Annotated in this window: 18 protein-coding genes; 11 read left to right on the top strand and 7 right to left on the bottom strand. The window is 65.5% G+C overall.

The genetic code is table 11. The features are described 5' to 3' along the window. The first annotated feature begins 98 nt into the window (after positions 1 to 98). Positions 99 to 2,045: an ABC transporter ATP-binding protein gene (locus CCK87_RS12015; protein ID WP_249273903.1), complete on the top strand. Its 1,947-nt coding sequence runs from the start codon at positions 99 to 101 to the stop codon at positions 2,043 to 2,045. Positions 2,046 to 2,050: 5 nt separating this feature from the next. Next, the gene (locus CCK87_RS12010; RefSeq protein WP_086461651.1) at positions 2,051 to 2,449 is read left to right on the top strand and encodes a VOC family protein; all 399 of its coding nucleotides are present in this window, start codon (positions 2,051 to 2,053) and stop codon (positions 2,447 to 2,449) included. A gap of 103 nt (positions 2,450 to 2,552) precedes the next feature. Here the strand turns inward: CCK87_RS12010 and CCK87_RS12005 are convergent, their stop codons facing one another. After that, a complete protein-coding gene (locus CCK87_RS12005) occupies positions 2,553 to 4,604 on the bottom strand; it encodes a DEAD/DEAH box helicase (protein ID WP_086461650.1) in 2,052 nt (683 codons plus the stop codon). 354 nt (positions 4,605 to 4,958) lie between these two features. Continuing rightward, positions 4,959 to 8,174, bottom strand: coding sequence for an efflux RND transporter permease subunit (locus tag CCK87_RS12000; protein WP_086461649.1), 3,216 nt, complete (start codon positions 8,172 to 8,174; stop codon positions 4,959 to 4,961). 160 nt (positions 8,175 to 8,334) lie between these two features. On the opposite strand from CCK87_RS12000, the gene CCK87_RS11995 reads away from it, so the two are divergent. Continuing rightward, the gene (locus tag CCK87_RS11995) at positions 8,335 to 8,691 is read left to right on the top strand and encodes a hypothetical protein (protein WP_086461648.1); all 357 of its coding nucleotides are present in this window, start codon (positions 8,335 to 8,337) and stop codon (positions 8,689 to 8,691) included. 18 nt (positions 8,692 to 8,709) lie between these two features. On the opposite strand, the gene CCK87_RS11990 is transcribed toward CCK87_RS11995, so the two are convergent. Beyond that, positions 8,710 to 10,146, bottom strand: coding sequence for a PLP-dependent aminotransferase family protein (locus CCK87_RS11990; RefSeq protein WP_086461647.1), 1,437 nt, complete (start codon positions 10,144 to 10,146; stop codon positions 8,710 to 8,712). A gap of 61 nt (positions 10,147 to 10,207) precedes the next feature. Between CCK87_RS11990 and CCK87_RS11985 the strand changes: the two genes are divergently transcribed. Beyond that, positions 10,208 to 10,867, top strand: a complete 660-nt coding sequence (locus tag CCK87_RS11985; protein ID WP_212638223.1) for a hypothetical protein — start codon at positions 10,208 to 10,210, stop codon at positions 10,865 to 10,867. After that, the gene (locus tag CCK87_RS11980; protein WP_170927264.1) at positions 10,842 to 11,669 is read left to right on the top strand and encodes a peptidylprolyl isomerase; all 828 of its coding nucleotides are present in this window, start codon (positions 10,842 to 10,844) and stop codon (positions 11,667 to 11,669) included. The genes CCK87_RS11985 and CCK87_RS11980 overlap by 26 nt, the downstream gene beginning before the upstream one ends. 27 nt (positions 11,670 to 11,696) lie before the next feature. Here CCK87_RS11980 and glgX read toward each other — a convergent pair whose 3' ends face one another. Both glgX and CCK87_RS11970 read right to left on the bottom strand, forming a co-directional pair. After that, entirely contained in the window at positions 11,697 to 13,769 is a 2,073-nt protein-coding gene (gene glgX / locus CCK87_RS11975) for a glycogen debranching protein GlgX (protein WP_086461646.1), read from the bottom strand. A 129-nt stretch (positions 13,770 to 13,898) separates the two neighbouring features. Continuing rightward, the gene (locus CCK87_RS11970) at positions 13,899 to 15,281 is read right to left on the bottom strand and encodes a glycine--tRNA ligase (protein WP_086461645.1); all 1,383 of its coding nucleotides are present in this window, start codon (positions 15,279 to 15,281) and stop codon (positions 13,899 to 13,901) included. Positions 15,282 to 15,352: 71 nt separating this feature from the next. Here CCK87_RS11970 and CCK87_RS11965 point away from each other — a divergent pair, with 71 nt between their 5' ends. From CCK87_RS11965 to CCK87_RS11950, 4 genes are all read left to right on the top strand, one after another. After that, on the top strand, positions 15,353 to 16,429 hold the full coding sequence (locus tag CCK87_RS11965; protein ID WP_086461644.1) for a hypothetical protein: 1,077 nt from the start codon (positions 15,353 to 15,355) through the stop codon (positions 16,427 to 16,429). Then, on the top strand, positions 16,426 to 17,718 hold the full coding sequence (locus tag CCK87_RS11960) for an alpha/beta hydrolase-fold protein (RefSeq protein WP_086461643.1): 1,293 nt from the start codon (positions 16,426 to 16,428) through the stop codon (positions 17,716 to 17,718). Before CCK87_RS11965 ends, CCK87_RS11960 begins: the two co-directional genes overlap by 4 nt. A 68-nt stretch (positions 17,719 to 17,786) precedes the next feature. After that, positions 17,787 to 19,817 (top strand): APC family permease, encoded by a 2,031-nt coding sequence (locus CCK87_RS11955; RefSeq protein WP_249273866.1) that lies wholly within the window; start codon positions 17,787 to 17,789, stop codon positions 19,815 to 19,817. 85 nt (positions 19,818 to 19,902) lie between these two features. Continuing rightward, positions 19,903 to 20,136, top strand: a complete 234-nt coding sequence (locus CCK87_RS11950) for a DUF3073 domain-containing protein (RefSeq protein WP_086461641.1) — start codon at positions 19,903 to 19,905, stop codon at positions 20,134 to 20,136. Here the strand turns inward: CCK87_RS11950 and CCK87_RS11945 are convergent. After that, entirely contained in the window at positions 20,133 to 20,450 is a 318-nt protein-coding gene (locus tag CCK87_RS11945) for a hypothetical protein (RefSeq protein WP_212638222.1), read from the bottom strand. The two genes, CCK87_RS11950 and CCK87_RS11945, sit on opposite strands and share 4 nt — an antisense overlap. 118 nt (positions 20,451 to 20,568) lie before the next feature. Here CCK87_RS11945 and CCK87_RS11940 point away from each other — a divergent pair, with 118 nt between their 5' ends. After that, entirely contained in the window at positions 20,569 to 21,387 is an 819-nt protein-coding gene (locus CCK87_RS11940; protein WP_086461640.1) for a putative protein N(5)-glutamine methyltransferase, read from the top strand. Here CCK87_RS11940 and CCK87_RS11935 read toward each other — a convergent pair. Next, a complete protein-coding gene (locus CCK87_RS11935; protein ID WP_086461639.1) occupies positions 21,384 to 22,295 on the bottom strand; it encodes a LysR family transcriptional regulator ArgP in 912 nt (303 codons plus the stop codon). The genes CCK87_RS11940 and CCK87_RS11935 overlap by 4 nt on opposite strands. Positions 22,296 to 22,363: 68 nt before the next feature. On the opposite strand from CCK87_RS11935, the gene CCK87_RS11930 reads away from it, so the two are divergent. Further along, on the top strand, positions 22,364 to 22,993 hold the full coding sequence (locus tag CCK87_RS11930; protein WP_212638221.1) for a LysE/ArgO family amino acid transporter: 630 nt from the start codon (positions 22,364 to 22,366) through the stop codon (positions 22,991 to 22,993). Positions 22,994 to 23,014 lie beyond the last annotated feature (21 nt).

Here is a 23,014-nt window from a genome sequence, read left to right as displayed (position 1 = left end):
AGAAGAACCCGGCCGCCGACGAGACCCCCACCGTCATCGACGAGCTCGAAGACGACGCGTACGAAAGAGACTTCGTGCCGACCGAGGCCGACGGCGACATGTTCGGCGGTGCGCCGGCGAAGAAGGCTCAGCAGTTCTGGCCGTCGGCCAAGCGTCTCATGGGGCTTCTCGGGCCCGAGCGCGTCAAGATGAGCATCGTCGTAGGGCTCGTGGTCGTCTCCGTCGTTCTCACCGTGATCGCGCCCAAGATTCTCGGCCAGGCCGTCGACACCATCTTCAACGGAGTCATCGGATCACAGCTGCCGGCAGGGGTGCCGCTCGCTCAGATCGTCGCCGAGACCAGAGCGTCGGGCAACAACGACTTCGCCGATCTGCTCGAGAAGTCCACCATCGTTCCCGGTCAGGGCATCGACTTCGTGGTTCTGGGCCGCCTCATCATCGTGGTCCTGCTGATGTACATCGTCGCCTCCGCTCTCAACTGGGCCCAGGGATACGTGCTCAACGGCCTGGTCATGCGGGTGGTCTTCAGACTGCGTCAAGACATCGAGGTGAAGCTCAACAAGCTGCCGCTCAGCTACTTCGATTCTCGGCAACGCGGCGACACCATGTCGAGAGTCACGAACGACGTCGACAACATCCAGGCCGCACTGCAGCAGGCCTTCTCGCAACTGGTGCAATCGGCCCTAACCGTTCTGGGCATCGTCATCGTCATGTTTATCGTGTCGTGGCAGCTGGCGCTGATAGCGCTGATCGCCCTGCCGCTGTCCGCGGTGATCGCCGGCGTCATCGGAGCGCGATCGCAGAAGCTCTTCTCGGCTCAGTGGAAGAACACGGGCGCCTTGAACGGGCACATCGAGGAGTCGTTCTCGGGTCTCGAGCTAGTGCGCGTGTTCGGGCGCGACAAAGAGATGGTCGCCGAGTTCGACGAGCGCAACGAGAAGCTCTACACCGCGTCATTCGGGGCGCAGTTCGTATCGGGCATGATCATGCCCGCGATGACCTTCGTCTCTTACCTGTCGTACGTTCTGATCGCCGTGGTCGGCGGACTGCGCGTCGCATCCGGGCAGATGACTTTGGGCGACGCGACCGCATTCATCCAGTACTCGCGCGAGTTCTCGCAGCCTCTGGGCCAGATCGCGGGCATGGCGAACATGCTGCAGTCGGGTGTGGCGTCGGCCGAGCGCACGTTCGAACTTCTCGACGCCGACGAGCAGCAGCCCGACGAGGTCACCGCCGAGTTGCCGACCCGCACAGACGGTCACGTTCGTTTCGACAACGTCTCGTTCAGCTACGACCCCGAGAAGCCGCTCATCGAATCGCTCTCACTCGAGGCGAAGCCCGGTCAGACGGTCGCGATCGTCGGGCCGACCGGAGCCGGAAAGACGACTCTGGTCAATCTCGTGATGCGCTTCTACGAGCTGACCGGCGGGCGCATCCTGCTCGACGACGTCGACATCACGCATCTCTCCCGAGGAACTCTGCGATCCCGTGTCGGAATGGTTCTGCAAGACGCGTGGCTGTTCGAGGGCACGATCCGCGAGAACATCCGCTACGGGCGTCTCGATGCCACCGACGACGAGGTGGTCGAGGCAGCCAAGGCCACCATGGTCGACCGTTTCGTGCGTCAGCTCCCCCTCGGCTACGACACGGTTCTCGACGCCGACGGAGGCAGCGTCTCAGCGGGTGAACGACAGCTCATCACCATCGCCCGAGCCTTCATCGCCAACCCGTCGCTGCTCATCCTCGACGAGGCCACCTCCTCGGTCGACACTCGCACCGAGCTCCTCGTGCAGCACGCCATGGCCGCCCTACGCACAGACCGCACGTCATTCGTGATCGCGCATCGACTCTCCACGATTCGCGACGCCGACACGATTCTGGTGATGCAGAACGGTCGCATCGTCGAACAGGGCAACCACGACGAGCTTCTCGAGACCCGCGGCGCCTACTATTCGCTGTACATGACTCAGTTCCGTGGTGAAGACGAGCCGAACTCCGTGCCCGTTGTCGACCCGGCACTCGAGCCCTCATCTGAAAGAGAATAAGAATCATGGACTGGACCCTCGAAGTCGTCGTTCTCCCGGTGAGCGACATCGACCGATCGATCGCCTTCTATCGCGATCAGCTCGGTTTTGCGCTCGATCACGATACTCAGACGCCGCAGATGCGGGTGGTCCAGCTCACGCCCCCGGGGTCCGGATGCTCGATCGTCCTCGGAATGTCTCAGATGCAGCCCGGGTCGATGAAAGGGCTGCAGCTCGTGGTGTCTGACGCGGCGGCTGCACGAGAGCAACTGGTGTCACGGGGCGTCGAGGTGAGCGAGCTCACGATCTTCGACCCGGAGCGCGATGGAGGAACGTTCTTCTTCTTCGACGATCCCGACGCGAACTCATGGGCCGTGCAGCAGATGAAAGTTCGGGCAGACAAGCCGCTCATCCCCCGGCCATAGATAAGCGTCCCGCTCACGACGAAGCGCCCCCATCCGTGAGGATGGGGGCGCTTCGTTTTTGCCGCTGTGGCAGGAAGTGCGGCGTGCTAGTCGGGGTGAGCGACTACACGCTGCGCAGGTCGTCGAGCAACTGGTCGCCCGGACGGACGTTCACCGTGTTCGCGCGAATCTCCGCGCGGCCGAGGAGCTCATCCATACGACGCTGGCGCGAACGGTTGATGAGCGTGATGACCATGCCCTTCTTGCCCGCGCGGCCCGTGCGGCCCGAGCGGTGCAGGTAGGTCTTGTACTCGTCGGGCGCGTCGGCCTGGATGACCAGGTTGATGTCGTCGACGTGGATTCCGCGAGCAGCGACGTCGGTCGCGACGAGCACGTTGACCCGGCCGCTGGTGAGCAGCTGGAGGTTACGCGTGCGGCGTGACTGGTTGAGGTCACCGTGCAGGCTGGTGGCCGGGATGCCGGCGTCGTCGAGCTGGTCGGCCAGTTCTTCGGCGAAGGCGCGGGTGCGGGCGAAGACCAGGGTCTTGCCAGGGCCCGAGGCCAACTGCTGAATGATCTCGCGCTTGTCGCGCTGCTCGATGAGCAGCACGCGGTGGTCGATCGTCGAGGAAGCCTGGTCTTCACCGGCGACCTCGTGCACCGACGGGTTCACGAGGAACTCATTGACCAGCTGAGCCACGCCCTTGTCGAGCGTCGCAGAGAACAGCAGACGCTGTCCACCGTCGGCGACCAGACGCAGGATGCGCTGCACCGGCTCGAGGAAGCCCAGGTCGCACATGTGGTCGGCCTCGTCGAGCACCGTGATGGTGACCTTGGAGAGGTCGAGACGACCCTGCTCCACGAGGTCCTCGAGACGGCCGGGGGTCGCGATGATGATGTCGGTTCCACGCTGCAGAGCCGAGACCTGCTTGAACTGCGGCACACCGCCGAACACCGTGGTGGTGTTCAGGCCGACGGCGCGAGCGATCGGCTGCACCGTGCGGTCGATCTGCATGGCGAGCTCGCGGGTCGGAGCCAGGATGAGTGCGCGAGGAAGACGACCGGGCTTGCGGCCCTTCGCTCCACCGTTCTCCATGAGACGCTCGACGACGGGTGCGCCGAAGGCGATGGTCTTGCCGGAGCCGGTCTTGCCTCGACCGAGAACATCTTTGCCGGCGAGAACGTCGGGGATGGTCGCAGCCTGGATCGGGAACGGGCTGAGCGCGCCCATCGACTGCAGCTGACGCTCGATGTTGTCTCCGAGACCGAGGTCCTTGAACGAGACACCCTCGACCTCGACGGCGGTCGTGGCCTGGGCCTCGAGGCGCTCGAGCACGACGTCGTCTACCGGCGCGTGTCCGGTGCTGGGGCGGTCGTCGCGCTTGGGGTAGAAGTCGGAGCCGCGGTCGTTGCTGCGCTGCGGGCGGTCACCGTAGGAGGGACGCTCGGTGCGAGCCGGACGGTCGCCGTAGGAAGGGCGCTCCGTGCGAGCCGGACGGTCGCCGTAAGACGGGCGATCGTTGCTGCGCTGGGGGCGGTCACCGTAGGACGGGCGCTCGGTGCGTGCCGGACGGTCACCATACGACGGGCGCTCGTTGCGGTCGCCATAGGAAGGACGGTCGTTGCTGCGCTGCGGGCGGTCGCCATAGGACGGGCGCTCCGTGCGCGCAGGACGGTCACCGTAGGACGGACGGTCGTTGCTGCGCTGCGGGCGGTCGCCGTAAGAGGGACGCTCTGAACGCTGCGGGCGGTCACCATACGAAGGGCGCTCGGTGCGGTCACCGTACGACGGACGCTCCGTGCGCGCAGGACGGTCACCATAGGAAGGACGGTCGTTGCTGCGCTGCGGGCGGTCACCGTACGAGGGACGCTCTGAACGCTGCGGGCGGTCACCGTACGAGGGACGCTCTGAACGCTGCGGGCGGTCACCGTACGAGGGACGCTCTGAACGCTGCGGGCGGTCACCGTACGAGGGACGCTCGCTGTTGCTGTACGCGGGACGCTCAGAGGAGCGCGCTGCGCGCTCGTCGGCGTTCCAGCGGGCCTTCTTCGGGGCGCCGGATGCGGGGGCGGCCTGGTAGCCGCGGTGTCCGGGCGACTTGCTGCCGGACTTCGAGCCGTTCGGCACGTAGTTCTTGGCAGGCTTGAAGCCGCCGGATTTGTTGGTTTTAGGCATGGTACTTTCCGGGTTTTATTAGATTGCATGGCAAAACGACAACCGGAATTGGTTGTAACTTCGCTAGAACCCGGAATATCTTCAGTCCGGGGCCGTGTCATACGTTGACAATTCCTTGTGAGCAACGGGGATATTCGTATACGACACGAATGACCGCTGGCCAGCGCGTCCATACGCTGACAAAGGAAAACCGGCCCACCAGACTTACAAACCCTTCCGCGACGAATCGCGGTGTCTAGAGCCGACCTGTAAACGTTACACGTCGCGCGGCACTTTGTCACTCGCGTCGCTCAGATCGACTCTGTAAATGCCGACATGCGGGGCACAGAGCACCCCGCATGTCGATCTCGACGATTACGTCGTGAGTCCCTCTTCGCGTTCTAGACGACGCGCCTTTCGCCGCTCGAGCCCGCCGTAGACAACCGAGTACAGCACCGGGAGCACGAGCAGCGTCAACACCGTCGATGAGACGAGGCCGCCGATGACGACGAGCGCGAGCGGCTGCGAGATGAAGCCGCCGTGACCCGTGAGCCCCACGGCCATAGGCAGAAGCGCGAAGATGGTGGCCAGTGCCGTCATCAGAATGGGCCGAAGCCTGCGGCTCGCGCCATCGATGAGCGCCTCACGCACTGACCGCCCCTTCTCGCGATACTGGTTCACCAGGTCGATCAGCACGATCGCGTTCGTCACGACGATGCCGATGAGCATCAGCACACCGATGATCGACGGCACACCGAGCGGGATGCCCGACACCAGCTGCAGGATGATCGCACCCGTGGCCGCGAACGGCACCGACACCAGCAGCAGCAGGGGCTGAAGCAGGCTGCGGAAGGTCGCGACCATCACGACGTAGACGATGAGGATGGCCACGAGCAGCGCGATTCCCAGCTGACTGAAGGCGTCGCCCTGGTCGCTCGTCACGCCACCCAGAGACGCCGTCGCTCCGGCGGGGAGCTTGGTGTCGTCGACCGCTGCCTGCACCTCGGCACTCGCGGTGCCGAGGTTGTCACTCGCCGGCGTCGCCGTGATCGTGGCGGTACGCACCCCCTTGACGGTCGTGATCGATGCCGGTCCGTCGACCGTCTCGACCTTCGCGACCGAGTCGAGGCGAATCAGTCCCGCTGCGCTGGGAATCTGGAGCCCGGCGAGATCTGCGACCGTTGCCGGCGACGTCTGCGACTGGATGTACATCGTGTAGCTGGTGTCGTCGATGAAGATCGTGCCGAGAGTCTGCGGCTGCATCGCCTGCGACACGATGCCGCCCACGACCGTCTCGCTGAGCCCCGCCTCGGTCGCTTTGACCCGGTCGACCGTGACGGCGATGTAGGGCCTCGAGTTGCTGAGGTTGCTCTCGCTCTGCGTGATGGCGTCGAGCTTCGAGACCTTGGCCAGAATGGCATCAGATGCCGTCTGCAGATCGGACGCGCTGGTCGCGGTCACGTCGATGGCGATGTCGCTCGACGTTCCGAAGCCCGCCGAGGCCGCCACCTGGATGTCGCCGGCGTCGCTGGTCTTCTCGAGCGTCGTGCGAACCGTCTCGGCGAGAGCATCTTGATCGGCGCTCTCGTCGGTGGTGATCGAGTAGGTGATCGCTCCCGCTCCGCCGCCGACGAAGGCGTCTCGAAGCGCAGAACCGCTCGATCCGATGCTGAGCTGCACCGTCTTGATGCCCTTGATTCCGAGCAGCGCCTTCTCGACCGATTGCGCGGCGGTGTTCTGCGCATCCAGACTCGTGCCGACAGGCACCGTCTGCGTGACCGTCAGGGTGTTCTGCCCGCTCGACCCGAGGAAGTTCGTCTTCATGAACGGGGTCAGCCCGAGGGTGAGGATCAGCAGAAGGGCCGCCGATACGAGCGTGAGAACGGGCCGCTTGAGCGTGCCCTCGAGAATCGGCAGGTACCGCTTCTGCAGTCCAGACGGCTTCTCGTCCTCGGTGACCAGCTGCTCCTGCCGCCTGGCACGCCGCGACTCGAGACCTGTGGCCGGGTCGACCGGCGCGACAGGCGCGGATGCGATGTCGTGCGCGTGATTCTTCGGCTTGCGTGAGCGAAGGAACCAGTAGGCGAGCACGGGCACGATCGTGAGCGCCACGATGAGCGACGCGAGCAACGCGATGGTCACGGTGAGCGCGAACGGCCGGAACAGTTCGCCTGTCGTCCCCTCGACGAACGAGATCGGAAGGAACACGGCGACCGTCGTGATCGTCGACGCGGTGATGGCACCGGCCACCTCGCGAACGGCCTCGACGATGATGGCAGCCCGGGCGACGCCCGCGCGATCGGTGCCGCCCTGCATGCGGGCGACGCCCTCAGGGGAGGCGAGATGTCGTCGGATGTTCTCGATCACCACGATGGAGTCGTCGACCACTCGACCGATAGCGATCGTGAGGGCGCCGAGAGTGAGGATGTTGAGCGAGTACCCCGCGGTCTGCAGACCGATGAAGGTGATGAGCAGCGAGGTGGGAATGGAGATCGCGGTGACGAGCGTCGAGCGAATCGACAGCAGGAACACGAGGATCACCACGACGGCGAAGAAGAGCCCGAGCAGGCCTTCTTCGGTCAGCGACTGAATCGACTGCTGAATGTAGGGAGCCTGATCGAACACCACCGTGAAAGTGGCACCGTCGAGAGCGTCCTTGAGCTTCGGCAGCAGGTCTTGAACCGCGTTCGACACCTCGACCGTATTCGCCGCGGGTAGCTTCGTGATGGCGATGGTGAGGGCGGGTTTGCCGTCGACCCTCGAGATCGAGGTGACGGGGTTGTCGGTCAGTGCGACCGTCGCCACATCGGCGATCGTGAAGACGCCACCCCCGGGCTTCGGCGCTCCGCCGAGCGGAAGCCCCTGGATGTCTGCGACGCTGGTGAGCTTCTGCCCGGCCTGCACGGACAGAGTCTTGTCGTTCTCGGTGAGCGAGCCCGCCGGAATCAGCAGCCCATTGTTCTTGACGGCATCCCGGATCGCCTGCGTCGACAGCCCGGCCGAGGCGAGCTTCGCTGAGTCGGGCGTGATCGTGACACGCTGACCGATGTCGCCCACCAGCTGGGCGTCGCGCACCCCGGCCACATCGGTGATGTCTGGCAGGGTGTTGGCGCGTACCAGTGCCGCGAGCGCCTTGGTGTCCGTCGCGCCATCCGCCGGAGTCACGGCGATCTGTACAACCGGGAAGTCGTCGATGCCCCCCGACAGAACCTGGGGATCGAGGTCTTCGGGCAGGCTCGACTTGATGCGGTTGATCGCCTGATTGATCTTCTGCTCGGCCGTGGCGAGGTTCGTGCCGTACGTGAACGTGGCGCTGATGATCGACAGGTTCGTGCTCGATGTCGCGGTGGTGGTCTCAATGCCGGCCACGCCCTGGATCGCCGTCTCGATGGGCACGGAGACGTCGTCGTTGACGACCTCCGGTGAGGCCCCGGGATAGTTGGTGAGCACGGCGAGCTGAGGAAACTCGATCGACGGAATGAGCTCCTGCTTCAGGCTCGTCAGGGCCAGGCCGCCGAAGACGGCCGCCACAATCGTGACGAGTGCGATCAACGCACGGTTCTTCATGCTGAGAATGGCAAGAAAATGCACAGGGCTACCTTCTGTCGAGCGGTGCGGCGACCGTTTCGCGAGCTCTGACAACTATGACATCCGGCCTCGCTCTGGCCGCACTCGCGAGGCCATGCTTACGGCGAACAGCCCCGCAACGCAAGGCGTTGTGGCTCCGGGTGATCCCAGCCAATATCGGAGTATGAAACGTATCCTCTACAGCGGCGGCGCCGTCGTTACCGGCGACCAAGTGGCGGATGCCATCCTCGAGTACGCGAGCGAGCTCGCCCGACAGGAATCCAGCGACACGATCGACGTGCCGAGCATCAACGATGCCGGCACCCTTGTGCACACCCAATTGCTTCTCGGCCCGGCCAGCCAGTTCATTGTCGAAGAGATCGAGACGACCATCGAAGACCCCGTAGACCTCGGCCTTGTGGAGACTATCCGCGAGAGAACCGGACACCTTCAGGCGCCCAGGCCCGTGGCATCGAACAACACCTCCGACTATCCCGATCTCGACGAACCGACCGAGGTTCCCGACCCGCCGCTGGCCTGATCCGGCTGGTCTGGCGCGTCAGGCCACATCGCCGAAGGCCTGCGCCCCGGGAACCGGGTTGCGCATGATCGCCTGCCAAGCCCGGCCCAGCGCATCCATGCCCTGTTCGAGTTGCGCCGTCGGGTAGCCGAGCGGGATGCGCAGAAAACGCTCGAGGGCTCCGTCGAGCCCGAATCGCGGCCCAGCGGTGATGAGGAGCCCCTCGGCGCGAGCGGCGAGCGCGAGTTGCGACGAGACGGGCGAGCCGAGTGCGACCCAACTCGCGATGCCGCCAGCCACCGGGGGTGCGCTCCACGACGGAAAGCTGGTGGCGACGATCTGCTGCAGTCGGTCGCGTCCGGCCCGGAGCTGCTCGCGACGACCCTCGAGAATCGCCGGCATGTCACCGAGCATGCGTGTCACGATGAGCTGCTCGAGAATGGGCGTGCCGAGGTCGCTGGCGGGCCGGGCTGCGGCGAGGGTGCGGATGAGCCCGGGTTCCGCGCGGATCCAGCCCACGCGCAGGCCGTCCCAGATGGTCTTGCCGACCGATCCGATCGAGACGACGCTGCGTTCGTCTCCCGGAGTAGCGTAGGCGGCGAAGGGCAGGAAACTGCCTTCGCGGTCGATGTCGAGTTCGCCCGAGGTCTCGTCGATGAGCAGGGTCGTTCCTGCCCGCATCGCCTGGTCGATGACGCGTTCGCGCAGTTCGACGGACATCGACTCGCCCGTGGGATTGTGAAAGTCGGGCATGAGATAGCCCACCGCGGGAGTCGTCCGACGCATCAGCTGCTCGAGCGCCGACTCGTCCCACCCTTCACCCGGGGTGACGCTCACCGGCGCGAGTCGCGCCCCGGCCAGGGCGAGGGCCTCGTACGCATGCGGATAGCTCGGCAGTTCTACGAGGGCCCGATCGCCGCGACTGAGCAGCACCCGCGACAACAGTGCGATGGCGGCCTGAGCTCCCGTTGTCACGAGGATCTGGTCTGGCGTCGTCGGCAGCCCGCGCGCCGTGTAGCGCTCGGCGACCGCGTCGCGCAACTCGGGGATGCCCTCGAAGTTATAGCCGGGCCCCTGCAGATAGCGGCCGAAGTCGTCCATCGACTGCTCGGTGGCCAACGCGATGCCGGGGCTCGCCGGCATCACCGCCTTGGTGAAGTCGAGGAACCCTCCCCCTGCGTCGACCGCGAGGCTGGCCCGTCCGGGCACGCGGGCGACGCTGCCCGATCCTCGGACGCTCGTCGTGTAGCCGCCTTCTCGCAGCTCGCGGTAGGCGCTGGTGACAAGCGTGCGACTCACCTCGAGCGCCTGCGCCAGCTCGCGTTCGGCGGGGAGCCGCGTGCCCGCGGGGATGCGGCCGTCGAGAACGAGAAGACGGATGCGGTCGAACAGGGCCTGGTAGAGCGGCCCGCCGCCGTCTTTCCAGTCGCCGAGCAGGGAACGCAGCGCGCGGGTGCCGAGGAGTGCGTCAGACATGCAACCACTTTAGCTAAATTGGCTTCTTGATACAGGGCCAATTTTGCAATTGGATGCATGCATGACCTTCTTGTTCGCCCGTCGCCTCGTTCGCCTCATCTGCGGTCTCGCGCTGTATGCCTTCGCCGATGCCCTGATGATTCGGGCCGCTCTCGGGGTCGACCCGTGGACGGTCTTCGCTCAGGGCCTCGTCGCGCAGACGGGCCTCAGTTTCGGCCTGCTCACGAACATCGTCGGCGGCCTCGTTCTTCTGCTGTGGATTCCGCTACGGCAGAGGCCCGGACTCGGCACCGTCCTGAACGTGCTGCTGATCGGGCCATTCATCGAACTGAGTCTGTGGATCCTGCCGGCCATGCCGAACATCTGGGCACAAGCCGGCATGTTCACTGCGGGGCTCGTACTGCTCGCGGTCGCCAGCGGCATCTACATCGGTGCCCACATGGGCCCGGGCCCGCGGGACGGGCTGATGACCGGCATCCACAACCGTTTCGGATGGCCCATCTGGGTGGGCCGCTTCGGGGTCGAGGCCACCGTATTGCTCATCGGCTGGCTGCTGGGTGGCAACGTCGGCCTGGGAACACTCGCGTTCGCACTCCTGATCGGCCCACTCTGCAACATCACCCTCCCCCTGATGGGCGTGCGCTCTGGCAGACTGGCCGCGACAGCCGCGCCAGCGCCAGCACCGAGGAGTTCCGATGACCAACCCATACCGGCCAGGTAGCACTCGCACCAATCCCCTGGCGATCGTCTCGCTCGTCTCGGCCTTCTTCCTCTCGCTGGCGGCCGTCATCACCGGGCATATCGCGCTGCGGCAGATCAAGCGCACCGGAGAAGGCGGACGCGGACTCGCCATCGCCGGCATGACCATCGGCTACGCAGGCCTCGTCGCCGGCATCGTCGTCATCGCGGTCCTCATCACCGGCGGCATCGCGGCCGTGAACGATCAGCTCGCCGAGCCTGTGCCCTCAGGCGCTTCGACAAGCGAGGTGTACGAACTGCCGTCGCCCTCACTCGCAGAGAACCGTGACTGGACGGGCACCATCACCATCACCATCAACGGGCAGGATGTCGGCGTCACGCTCGACGGAGCCGCTGCTCCCCAGGCCGTGTCGTCGTTCCTCGCGCTCGGCGACGAGGGCTTCTTCGACGGCACCTCGTGCCACCGGCTGGTGACCGAGGGTATCTACGTGCTGCAGTGCGGTGATCCCACGGGCACGGGGACAGGCGGCCCAGGATACTCGTACGGCCCCGTCGAGAACGCACCGAAAGACGATGTCTACCCGGCAGGCACCCTCGCGATGGCGCGCATCGGCGGCGACGGCGACAGCATGGGCAGCCAGTTCTTCATCGTCTACGACGACTCGATGATCCCCTCGGATGCCGCCGGCGGCTACACGGTGCTCGGCACGATCACGAGCGGGCTCGACGTGGTCACGAAGATCGCCGATGATGGCACGAAGACCGGGGCCAGTGACGGCGCTCCCGCCGACCCCGCCGTGATCGACGGGGTCAGCTTCGAGTAGTCGCAGTGCAGAGGCTTGCTCGGGCGCCTACGCCCGCGAGCGCAGCAGCGTGAACGAACCACCCGAGATGATCAGCGTGGTGACGGGGCCCTCGACGACCTGAGCAGGGTCGCTCGAGAGAGCCAATTCCCACTCCGATCCCGGCGCATCCGGCACCTGGAACTCGACGCCGTTCTCAGCGGCGTTCAAGAGCAGGGCGAACGAGTCCGCCCCCTCGTGGGTGAACACGAGGGTCTCGGTGCGGGCATTCGGGTTGTCCCAGTCGTGGTCGTCGAAGCTCTCGCCGTCGCTTCGCACGATCTCCACGGCGTCGGAGGCGATCGCATCCGGCACCTCTGACAGCATCTCGGGCGCCTGACGGAACCACGTCGGGCGAAGGGCCGGGTTCTCGGCACGCAGAGCGATCAGCGACCGGGTGAACTCGAACAGCTCGTGGTCGGCGTGCTCCCAGTCGAACCACGAGATCTCGTCGTCCTGGCAATACGCATTGTTATTGCCGCCCTGGGTTCGCCCAAGTTCGTCGCCCCCGAGCAGCATGGGCACGCCGGCGGAGAGCAGCAGGGTGGCGAGCAGATTGCGCCGCTTGCGATCGCGCCGAGCATTGATGGCCTCGTCGTCGGTCGGACCCTCGGCCCCTCCGTTCGCCGATCTGTTGTCGCTCTCGCCGTCGTTGTTGTCCTCGCCGTTCGCCGCGTTGTGCTTGGAGTTGTACGACGTGAGGTCGTGCATGGTGAAGCCGTCGTGGGCGGTGATGAAGTTGACGCTCGAGAGCGGCGAGCGACGCGAGGCCTCGTAGACGTCGGGCGAGCCCAGAATGCGCTGCGACACGGTGCCCAGCACCGAGTCGGTGCCGTTCCAGAAGTCACGCACGTCGTCACGGAACTTGCCGTTCCACTCCGACCAGTCGGCGGGGAATCCGCCCACCTGATAGCCCGCGGTGTCCCACGGCTCGGCGATCATCTTCACGGGCGCGAGCACCGGGTCCTGCGAGATCAGCGTGAGGAAGGCGCTGTGGATCTCGGCATCTCCGCCCTGGCGGGTGAGCGTCGTCGCCAGGTCGAAGCGGAAGCCGTCGACGTGCATCTCGGTCACCCAGTAGCGCAGGCTGTCCATGATCAGCCCGAGTGCGGCCGGGTGGCTGACGTTCAGGCTGTTGCCCGTGCCCGTGGTGTCGAAGTAGTGCGCTTCATCACCCTCGACCAGTCGGTAGTAGGCCTCGTTGTCGATGCCCTTGAAGCTGAGCGTCGGGCCGAGGTCGTTGCCCTCCGCCGTGTGGTTGTAGACGACGTCGAGGATCACCTCGAGCCCGGCCGCGTGGATGGCCTTGACCATCTCCTTGAACTCGGTGACCTGGCCGCCGGCCTGACCCGCGGCATCCGACACGTACTCGTTATGCGGCGCGAAGAACCCGATCGAGTTGTAGCCCCAGTAGTTGCGAAGACCCTTCTCGGCGAGGTGGCTGTCTTGCACGAACTGGTGCACAGGAAGGAGCTCGACGGCGGTCACACCGAGATCGGTGAGGTGCTTGAGGGCGGCCGGATGTGCCAGGCCCGCGTAGGTGCCCCGGATCTCTTCGGGCACCTCGGGGTGCAGCTTGGTGAACCCCTTCACGTGGGTCTCGTAGATGACCGATTCCGAGAGCAGGGTGCGCGGCGCGGTGTCGCCCGCCCAGTCGAACTCGGTGTCGGCGATGACGCAGCGCGGCGAGTACGGCGCCGAGTCCGAGTCGTTTCGGTCGGCGGGAGAGTTCATGTCGTGTCCGAAGAACGACTGGTTGTCTGCCTCCCAGTCGTACCCGCCCTCGATGGCGGTGGCGTGGGGATCGAGCAGCAGCTTGTTCACGTTGTGCCGAAGCCCGGCTTCTGGGTTCCACTCCCCGTCGACCCGGATGCCGTAGCGGGTGCCGACGCCCACACCATCGACGAAGCCGTGGAAGACGTGTCCGGTTCGTTCGGAGAGCTCGACGCGACTCTCGTCGCCCGCCTCGTCGAAGATGCACACGAACACGGCATCGGCCGTCTCGGAGTAGAGGGCGAAGTTCCACCGCCCGTCGATAGAGGAGAACCCGAGCGGGTAGGGAAGGGAACGGACGGAGGCCATCGGTGATCCTGTTCTGAAGAGGGCGAAACTATCGCTCTCGCAGAATAGAAGCGCCGAGCTCTACCCGACGGATCGGCGGTGGGGGCTAGCGCTCCGCCGCAGTTTGTGATGCGGCGGAGCCACCACGGGCTAGGCGCCGATGAGCCTCTCGGCCAGATACGCCTGCAGGCGATCGAGCGAGACGCGCTCCTGCGCCATCGAGTCGCGCTCGCGCACGGTCACGGCGTTGTCTTCGAGCGACTCGAAGTCGACCGTGATCGCGAACGGCGTGCCGATCTCGTCTTGACGACGGTAGCGGCGGCCGATGGCGCCGGCGTCATCGAAGTCGACGTTCCAGCTCTGGCGCAGGTCCTGAGCAACCTTGCGGGCGAGAGGCGACAGGGCCTCATTGCGCGAGAGAGGAAGCACGGCGGCCTTGACCGGAGCGATGCGCGGGTCGAGCTTCAGAACGGTGCGCTTGTCGACTCCGCCCTTCGAGTTCGGGGCCTCGTCTTCGTGGTACGAGTCGACGAGGAACGCCATGAGCGCGCGGGTCAGACCGAACGACGGCTCGATGACGTAGGGGATCCACCGCTCGTTCGACGTCTGGTCGAAGTACGACAGGTCGGTGCCCGACGCCTCGGAGTGCGTCTTGAGGTCGAAGTCGGTGCGGTTCGCGACGCCCATGAGTTCACCCCACTGGCTGCCAGGGAACTGGAAGCGGTACTCGATGTCGACCGTGCGCTTGGAGTAGTGAGACAGCTTCTCTTGAGGGTGCTCGAACTGGCGGATGTTCTCGGGGTTGATGCCGAGGCCGATGAACCACTCCCAACTCTGGTCGATCCAGTACTGGTGCGCCTCTTCGTCTGTGCCGGGCTGCACGAAGTACTCCATCTCCATCTGCTCGAACTCGCGGGTTCGGAAGATGAAGTTTCCGGGCGTGATCTCGTTGCGGAAGGCCTTTCCTACCTGGGCGATGCCGAAGGGCGGCTTCTGCCTCGAGGTGTTGAGCACCGTGGCGAAGTCCACGAAGATTCCCTGAGCCGTCTCGGGCCGCAGGTACGCCATGCCCGACTCGTCTTCGAGCACACCGAGGGTGGTCTTCAGCATTCCCGAGAACTTCTTGACCTCTGACCACTGGCCCGCATTGCCGGTGTCGGGGTCGCGCACGTCGGCGAGGCCGTTGACCGGCGGATGTCCGTGCTTGGCCTCGTAGGCCTCGAGCAGGTGGTCGGCGCGGTAGCGCTTGTTGGTCGCGAGCGACTCGACCATGGGGTCGTTGAACACCTCGACGTGTCCCGAGGCCTCCCATACCTGGCGGGGAAGGATGACCGCGGAGTCGAGGCCTACGACGTTGTCACGGCTCTGCACCATGAACTTCCACCACTGCCGCTTGATGTTCTCTTTGAGCTCGACGCCGAGTGGCCCGTAGTCCCAGGCACTGCGAGTGCCGCCATAGATCTCTCCGGTGGGAAAGACGAATCCTCGGCGCTTGGCGAGGGCAATGACAGAATCAAGAGGAGATGTGGGCATAACGGCTTCCGTAAGTCGCCCACCGGCCGGCTGCCAGCGGGTGGATAAGCCACAATCTTATGGGAGGGGCCATGGGGGACCGCGACACCGAGCACTGGCTGCGCCTCCACGGGCTGCCCTATTTCGTGGCACCGCGGGCTCGCTCGAGAGCACTCCTGGCGCGCACGGCCCCTTTTCTCGTCTTCGCCCTCGCCTTCGACGTTCTGAGTTCGGTGATCCTCGAGGTCGCCGTCGACCTCGACACCGCCTCGGCGAGCGAACTGATACTCGCGCTCGTGGCGCTGCTGCTCGTCGTCGCGGTTCCCGTGCTACCCGCGTTGCTCGGCGTCGCAACAGCCCGCATCCTGCGTTCCCGGGCGGGCGCCAAGATGCCGGTCGCCGTCGGTGCGCTCGCGCTCTATCTCATCGTCGATCCTCTGGTCTTCGGCATCGTGGGATACGGCGAACCTGTCGAATCCTTCGTGCAGAATGCTGCGGTCGCACTCGCCGCACTCGCCCTCACGTGGTTGGGAATAGGAGCGCTGCTCTCGTGGGCGCTGCGCGCGGCACTGCGCCAATTCGGCGCGCTCGGCCAACTGGCCACGCGAGCCCTGCCCATCCTGATGCTCGTGGTGGTCTTCGCCTATTTCGCCCGCGCCCTCTGGGAGGTGACGTCGAGCATGACCGTGCCGCGGCTCCTCGGCGTCGCTCTCTTCTTCGTCGTGCTCGGCTTCTTGTTCGCCGTTCCGATCATGCGCACGGAGCTGTCGGCCCTGGGCCAGACCCCGGAGACCGAGGGCCCGCCTCTCACACTGCTCGAGCGATTCAACCTCGGGGTCGTCATGGTGATGGCGCAAGCGTTTCAGGTGGCGCTCTTCGCCGCTCTGGTCTGCGCATTCCTCGTCGTGCTCGGCACGCTCGCGTTCAGCGACGAGGTTCTGACCAGCTGGCTGGGCGGCAACGGAGACAGCGTGCGACTTCTCGGTGTCGAGCTACCGGTGCGAACCGCGATGCTGAAGACCGCCGTCTTTCTCAGCTGCGTCTCTTCTCTCAACTTTCTCGTCTCCGTGTCGACCGCGCCGGCATACCGAGCCTCCTTCTATGAGCCTCTGCTCGACGAGGCGCGCGCGGCGCTGTCCGTTCGTGCGGCCTATCGAGCCGAGCGATGACCTCGCTGCTCGATCTCGACATCCGTACCGGCCCCGGGCTCTGGATCGCCGGCATCCTGGCCATCGCTGCACTGGCGGGGCTCGTCGTGCGCCGTCCCGCCAGGCGATGGATGCGGGTGGCGGGCCTCGGCGCGCTCGCCGGCCTGATCATCGGCCTGGCCGTCGTCTTCGTCGTGCAGGACCTCCTCGATGTATTCAACTCCCCTATCAGCGTGCTGTCTCGAACCTGGATCTACGCCGCGTCCGCCGCGTGCGGCCTTGCCGTCGCGAGCCTGTGGACGACTCGCGGGTGGCGACGAGCCGTCGCGGTCTTCGCCGTTCCCTGGTTTCTCGTCACAGCGGCACTCGGAGTGAACGCGGGATTCGGTCTCGAGCCGACGATCGGCGACCTCATCGGAGTCGAGACGCAACCGGCTCTGCTGGTTCCCCCTATCGTTCAACGCACATCGTCGGAGCCAGACAGCACGATTCCGCTCGCCGACCGTTGGACGCCGCCCGCGACGCTGCCGGCCTCTCGCACGGGTCGCATCGTCATCCCCTCCACCGCCTCCGACTTCAGCGCACGAGACGCGGTCGTGTGGTTGCCCCCGGCCGCTCTCGTCGACGACCCGCCCGATCTGCCCGTCGTCGTGATGATGATGGGTCAGCCCGGCAGCCCCAGCGTCGACATCATCGGAGACGTGCTCGACGAGTTCGCTGCTCGCCACTCGGGGCTGGCGCCCATCGTCATCTCCGTCGATCAGCTCGGCGGCTCCGACACCAACAATCCGCTCTGCATCGACGGATATCAGGGAGACGCACGCACGTATGTGTCGATCGACGTGCCGGCGTTCATCCGCTCCACTTTCAACGTGCAGGATGCGCGGGAGGCCTGGACGGTGGCGGGGTTCTCGAACGGCGGCATCTGCGCGCTCACTCTCGGAGCCCTCTTCCCGGAGACGTTCGGCAACATCATCGATGTCTCCGGCGAGCTGCAACCCGATCTCGGGTCGGTCGGGGAGACGATCGATACCGGCTTCGACGGCGACAGCGCTGCCTATAACCGAGCCAAGCCCACGTCGATCCTGGCCACGCACCGCTACACCGACACCTGGGCGATCTTCGCCAGCGGCTCCTTCGACGAGCCGTACCTCGGCGCATCCAGAACCCTCGTAAAGGCGGCCTCCGCCGCGGGCATGACGACGAGTCTCGAGATCTCGCCCGGCACGTCTCACGGCGGGGCGACGCTCGAATACGGCCTGAACCACGCCTTCGAGACGCTCTACCCCCGGCTCGGCCTGTCTACGTAGTCAATCGTGACCGCACGCTCACCTCGGCCACATTGACATGAGGTGCGCGCGGAGTAGTGTTCTCACTCGTGACTAACGAAGTCAAGTCGGCAAAACGCTGGTTTATCGGCGAACCGCTCCCGACCGACAAACTCGAAGGGCAGCTTCTTCCGAAGAGGCTCGCGCTGCCCATCTTCGCCAGCGACCCGCTTTCCTCCGTGGCGTACGCGCCGCAGGAACTGCTCATGATCCTGCTCATCGGCGGTCTCGCGTTCCTGAGCTTCGCGCCCTGGGTCGCAGCGGCGGTCGTGATTCTGCTCGTGGTCGTCGTGGCCTCGTACCGCCAGTTGGTGAAGGCCTACCCCTCGGGCGGCGGAGACTACGAGGTCGCTCACAAGAACCTCGGCGAGAAGGCCGGGCTCGTGGTCGCGTCTGCGCTGCTGGTCGACTACGTCTTGACCGTGGCCGTCTCGGTCGCATCGGGCGTCGACAACATCATCTCGGCCCTCCCTTTCCTCAATGACTACCGGGTAGAGATCGCCGTCTTCTTCGTGATCGTGCTGGCCGCCGTGAACCTCAGGGGCGTTGCCGAGTCGAGCAAGGCCTTCGCCATCCCCACCTATCTCTTCGTGGGCAGTGTCGCGCTGATGATCATCACGGGCCTAGTCCAGGCGATTCTGGGTCACGCGCCCGTGGCCGAGTCTGCCGACTACGGCGTCAAGGCGGAGGGCCTGACTCAGGCCGCCGTCATCCTGCTTCTGCTGCGAGCCTTCTCAAGCGGGTGCAGCGCCCTCACCGGTGTCGAGGCCATCTCGAACGGGGTGCCCGCCTTCCGCACACCCAAGGTCAAGAACGCCCAGCGCACCCTCGTTCTCATGGGCAGCATCGCCATCCTGCTCTTCGCTGGCCTCGTGACGCTGGCGCTGATCGCCCGCGTGCATTACGCCGAAAACGCGTGCCATCTCATCGGCTTCGAGAATTGCGAAGGTCAGCCGCAACGCAGCCTGATCGCGCAGATCGCCTCGGCCGTCTTCGGCAACAACTCCGTGCTGTTCTATGTGATCCAGGCGGCCACCGCCGCAGTGCTGCTGCTCGCCGCCAATACAGCCTTCAACGGCTTCCCGCTGCTCGGATCGGTTCTGGCCAAGGACTCCTACGCTCCCAAATCGCTGCTCACCCGCGGCGACCGCCTCGTCTTCTCGAATGGCGTGCTCATTCTGGGCCTCTTCGCCACGCTCATCATCGTGGTCTACCAGGCCAGCCTCACCCAGCTGATCCAGCTCTACATCATCGGCGTCTTCGTGTCGTTCACCCTGGGCCAGACCGGCATGGTCAAGCACTGGTGGGGAATGCTGAAAGGTGGATGCTCGAACCGTGGCGCGGTGTGGCGCGGTCTGATCATCAACGCCTTCGGTGCCCTGCTCACCGCCGTCGTGCTCATCGTCGTCACCATCACGAAGTTCACCCACGGCGCCTGGCTGGTCTTCGCGATCATGCCCGTGCTCTACGTTCTAATGCTGGGTGTCAACCGCTACTACCGCGACGTGAACAAAGAGATCGAGGTCGACGCCACCACGACCTTCGGCGCCGACGGAGACCACGCCATCGTGCTGGTCGGACGCATGCAAAAGCCGGTTCTCAAGGCCCTCGATTACGCGATCGCGGCTCAGCACGACAGCATCGAGGCAGTGCACCTGTCGATCGACGACGAGTCGACGAACGCTCTCGAAAAGGCCTGGGCAGAGATGAACATTCAGGTGCCACTGAAGATCATCGTCTCGCCCTACCGCGACGTGGCCGAGCCTCTCTGCCAGTACATCGCGAAGCGGCGCACGATCCACGGCTCAGAAGTCGTGACCGTCTACACGCCCATCTACATCGTCGGTCACTGGTGGGAGACCCTGCTGCACAACCACAAGGCGCGTCGAATCCGCAAGCGTCTGATGCTGGTGCACGGTGTCACGATCGCCCTGGTGCCGTGGCTTCTCGACTCGTCAGAGGTCATCTACGGCCGCAGGTCGCGCCCCCTGCCGGGAGCGGAGCGCCGAGGCGAGCCGGTGCGCCCGGTTGTGCGCACGCCCCGCCAGGAACGGCGACACGCGAAGTCGCATCAGCAGTAGGTGCTAAACTGACGCAAGTTTTGTAAGTTATTCGACTCCCGGGTGGCGTTCTGATCCCCCGGCCCGAGAGGTGAGGGGGTCTCGCATGGGGCGCGGCCGTCAAAAAGCTAAGCACACCAAGGTTGCTCGCGAGCTGAAGTATTTCAGTCCCGACACCAACTACTCCGCGCTCGAGCGCGAATTGAGCCACCCCTCCGACGGTGAGCCCGACTACTCCAAGTGGATCGACGAAGACGAAGACGAGTCTGAACTCGACGGCGTCGCGGTTGTGAACCCCGAGCTGCTCGATTCCGACGAGCCTCGCCAGAAGCGCGCCTAGTTCGCCGAAGCCTCGTTCGGCTTCGCCTCCGAGTCAGCCTCGACGGCTGCCACCTCGGAGTCGACCTCGACACGCTCGCTCGTCGTCATGACGACGGTGCGGGCGCGTCGGCTCGAGGAACGGTCGACCGCCACGGCGACCGCGGCAGAGAGCCCGACGAACACGGTGACCAAGATGATTCCGACGAACCCGAAGACCTGCGCTCGCGAGTAGTTCGGCTGCTCGGGAAACACGAAGGTCAGAACCAGCGTGATGAGAATCGCGAGAACGACGCCGACGGCGATGAACCGCACGAAGCGCGGCGATCGCCTCACCACCACATCGTGCGTTGCGCTGGCAGGGACAGAAGAAGTCGAGTCGTCGGGATGAGCCACACACTATTGTCTCGCACATTGCCGCGTGGTCGCCGTGCCCCGAGAGCATAATCGTCTGATGGATCTCGACCGCACCGTGCGTGCCCTGCGCGCAGCGGGGTGCGTGTTCGCCGAAGACGAGGCACGGCTGCTCATCGAGGCGACGAGCACCGGTTCGTCAGTTGACCTCGACACCCTCGATGCACTCGTTGCTCGACGCGTGTCTGGCGTACCCCTCGAGCATCTCCTCGGCTGGGCCGAGTTCGCCGGAATCCGGGTGCTGGTCGACGAGGGCGTCTTCGTTCCGCGTCGCCGAACCGAGTTCCTCGCGGCACACGCCGCCGAACTGGCCCGCGAAACGGCGCTCATGCCCGGCCACGAGCATCCGGTCGTCGTCGATCTCTGCTGCGGGTCGGGCGCGATCGCCGTCGCGGTGCGCGAGTCGCGGGGGCCGTCGGCGCCCGCGGCCGAGATCTATGCGGCCGATATCGATCCCCGCGCGGTGGCGAGCGCTCGACGCAACCTGCCGCATCCGGCCATCGTTGTCTGCGGCGACCTGTTCGACCCGCTCCCCCGCACGCTGCTCGAACGCGTCGACGTACTCGTCTGCAACACCCCGTATGTGCCGACGGATGCGATCGGCTCGATGCCGCCGGAGGCTCGGCTCTTCGAGGCGGCGCTGGCGCTCGACGGCGGCGACGACGGCCTCGACGTGCAGCGCCGTGTCGCCGCCGAATGCCGCGCGTGGCTCGCACCGGGCGGCCATGTGATGGTCGAGGCGAGCAGTGAGCAAGCGCCACGATCAGTCGAATTGTTCGAGCGTGCGGGGCTCAGAAGCCGCGTCGAGTACTCCGACGACTACGACACCTCGATCGTGGTCTCGACGAATCCGCGCTAGAGCCGCTCGAAGGAGTGTAGCGACTCACGCGCTCCGGCACGGACGGCGTCGGTGACCGAATCGAGAATGGCCGATGCGAGGTTCCAGCGTTGCCAGAACAGCCGGACCTCGGTGAAGCTGCCGGGCGCCAGCTCGATCAGACGGCCCGACGCGAGCTCATCGGCACACTGCTGCTCAGGAAGCATGGCCCAGCCGAAGCCGAGCACGACCGCTCGGGCGAAATCACTCGAGGTGGGAACGAAGTGGCGAGTCTGCGCCGCCGCGTCAGCATCGGCCGCACCACGACGAACGAACCCGGCCTGCAACTCGTCGCGCCTGTCGAAGTCGACTCTCGGCGCTCGCGCGAGAGACGACACGTCGCCCGGTTCGATCGCGTGATCGGTGAGAAACCGGGGTGCGCAGACCGCCAGGTAGCGCATGGCTCCGAGCGGTTCAACGGAGCATCCCTGAACGGCGTCCGACGTCGAGGTCACCGCCGCCATCACTGTTCCCGAACGCAGCAGCGACGTCGTGTGCTCCTGGTCTTCGCGATGAATGTCGAAGACGATCTCGCCTGCGACCGCCAGGGGCGCCACTGCCTCGAGGAACCAGGTCGCGAGGCTGTCGGCGTTGACCGCGACCGCGAGGGGGAACGCGCCCTCGCGCTCGTCTGTGCGGAGGGCCGCCCGAGCATCCGCATCGAGAAGCGAGACCTGCCTGGCCAGTCGCAGCACGATCTCGCCAGCCTCGGTGGGTACCACCGGCGTTGTGCGCTGCAGCACGATCTGTCCCGAGGACTGTTCGAGAGCCTTGATACGCTGCGACACGGCCGACGGGGTCAGGCGAAGTCGGCGAGCCGCGGAGTCGAAGCTTCCCTCCTCGACGACGGCAAGAAGCGTCTGAAGATGCTCGAGCTGAAATCCCGACATTAGCGCTCCTAATCGATCGTAAGAAAGATTAGCTGTACCTCCTGTCGAGGATCTTCTACTTTCAGGGTGTGCCTCTCGATACCACTCTCCTTCCCGCCCTGTTCGGTCTCGGCACCGGACTCGCGCTGATCATCGCGATCGGGGCACAGAACGCCTATGTTCTGCGACTCGGGATCGCGGGCCGCCTGCGCACCGTCGCCGTGGTCGTCGCGATCTGCGCCGTCTCCGACGCCGTACTCATCGCCGCGGGAGTACTCGGGATCGGGGTGGTGATCGACAAGGTGCCTGTCGCGCTCGTGATCATCCGCATCGTCGGCTCGGCCTTTCTCGTCGTCTACGGACTTCTCGCCGCACGTCGCGTATTCCGCCCACAGACCCTGGAACCCGCCAAGCAGCAGGGCTCGATCGCGCTGAAGTCCGCGGCGCTGACCACGCTGGCCCTCACCTGGCTCAATCCCCACGTCTACCTCGACACCGTCGTCTTTCTCGGGTCGGTCGCCAACCAGCAGGGTGTGGCCGAGCGCTGGTGGTGGGCCGGCGGCGCAATGGTCGGCAGTGTGCTGTGGTTCAGTGCACTCGGATTCGGCGCACGTCTGCTCCGACCGTTCTTCGCCCGAGCGAACTCGTGGCGCATCCTGGATGCCGTCATCGCCGTGGTCATGCTGACCCTCGGCATCCGCATGGCCGTCGGGTTCTGAGCTCGCGAAACCCCTCTCGCT

The sequence above is a fragment of the Agreia sp. VKM Ac-1783 genome (assembly GCF_900177765.1).
In the GTDB taxonomy this organism is placed as follows: domain Bacteria; phylum Actinomycetota; class Actinomycetes; order Actinomycetales; family Microbacteriaceae; genus Agreia.
This window is presented reverse-complemented; position numbering and strand designations above follow the sequence as displayed.